Source organism: Flavobacterium myungsuense (assembly GCF_042677265.1).
GTDB lineage: Bacteria > Bacteroidota > Bacteroidia > Flavobacteriales > Flavobacteriaceae > Flavobacterium > Flavobacterium myungsuense.
On the sequence record NZ_JBHTIZ010000035.1, the window covers coordinates 1 to 1,575 of the forward strand.

At 32.1% G+C, this 1,575-nt stretch carries 2 protein-coding genes; both read right to left on the minus strand.

Annotated features, from left to right (window positions below):
- Positions 1-85: 85 nt before the first annotated feature.
- Positions 86-988, minus strand: a complete 903-nt coding sequence (locus ACFQ0S_RS11555) for an IS3 family transposase (protein WP_379758250.1) — start codon at positions 986-988, stop codon at positions 86-88.
- A gap of 2 nt (positions 989-990) precedes the next feature.
- Entirely contained in the window at positions 991-1,536 is a 546-nt protein-coding gene (locus ACFQ0S_RS11560) for a transposase (RefSeq protein WP_379758253.1), read from the minus strand.
- Between the last annotated feature and the right edge of the window lie 39 nt (positions 1,537-1,575).

The following is a 1,575-nucleotide window of genomic DNA, read 5'->3' on the forward strand; positions in this document are numbered from 1 at the left end:
CTATGACCCGTCCTAAAATAACTATACAGGTTAATAAATAAATCCTACTATAGTTATACAAATATAATTCTTAATCCTAAAGTTACTATACAACTGTTTTTTCATGATTAAAACTTTTATGATAGTTTTTCCATCTTTTGTTTAGTATTTCTGATTGCAAATGGGTTTGATTGGGCGTTAAATAGTCACAACTAGCATGGGGTCTTAATTCATTATAACACATGATACTTTTACTTATTTGATATCCTGTTTGTTCAAAACCTAATGAACTTGAGTAAAGATTAAATTCTGTTTTAATAATACCATTTACTCTTTCGGCTAATGCGTTCTCATAAGGATCTCCGTTTTCAGTCATGCTAATAGCAATATTATTGTTCAGTAATAAATCAACGTAGTTGTGTGAACAGTATTGGGAACCTCTGTCTGAATGATGTATTATAGATTGATTATATAGCTTATTATTCAAAGCCATCTTCAAAGCTTCAATACAACCTTCTGCAGCTAGGTCTTGACGAAAACTATATCCCATTATTTTTCTTGAATAAGCATCTGTTATTAAACTTAGATAACCCCATTGATTTGTAAGTCGGATGTAGGTTATATCACTTACCCATACTTGTTCAGGTCTTGTTATTTCAAGTCCTTTTACTAGGTTACTGTATTTTCTCATCCAGTGCCTGGAATCAGTGGTTATGGCTTTCCTTTTTCTTTGACGAATCAACAATTTATGTTCTGACAATAAATCAAATAAATAATCTCTGCCAAAAGCTATTTGATGTGATATCAACTTATTCTGAACTAAATAGTGTAGCTTTCTAGTCCCCAACCTTGGTAAATCTTTTCGGATGTTAATTACTTCTTGAAGTATAACATCTTCTTTTACCAAACTATTCTCTTTACGCCATAAACTATCGTAATAAGCATGTCTAGTTTTGCCAAACAATCGGCATAAAACGGCTATTCCTAATTTAGGAAAGTCCTGTTTCATTTTTAAGACTGCTTGGCACCAGACTTTTTTCTAATATCAATTTTGAGTTGGTCTTCAGCTACATCAATTAGCGTGTTTAGTGCTTTTATTTTAAGCTCTGCCTCTTGTAAAGCTTTTTCTAAAACTTCTTTTTCTAAATCTTTTAAAGATGATTTATCTTTAGCCATTGGAGATGTGTTTTCAATACAAATCTCGACTTTTTCTGATTTATATTGTGCTATCCAGCTACGAATTATATTCTCATTCTTGATATTATAGGCTGTTTTAGCTTCTTTAATGGTTACTCTTCCTTGTTCTATGGCTCTGACAATAGTACGTTTTTGTAGATTAGAAAAGCTTTTTCGCTTAATATTCTGATGATAATTACTAGAGCCATAGTCACGCATCCATCCATGTAAAGTGCTTTTTCCTAATCCATAAATCCGATTGGCTTCCTTGCGAGGTAAACCAGCCTCAACTTCTTTAACAATTTTTAAAATAAGACGTTTGTCATAATGACTCTGTTTGTGCTCACGTGAAGCATAAATCTCTTGTTGTTGGTGTTCCATATACACTGTTTTTGTGTATAGCTATTTTAGGACAAGACA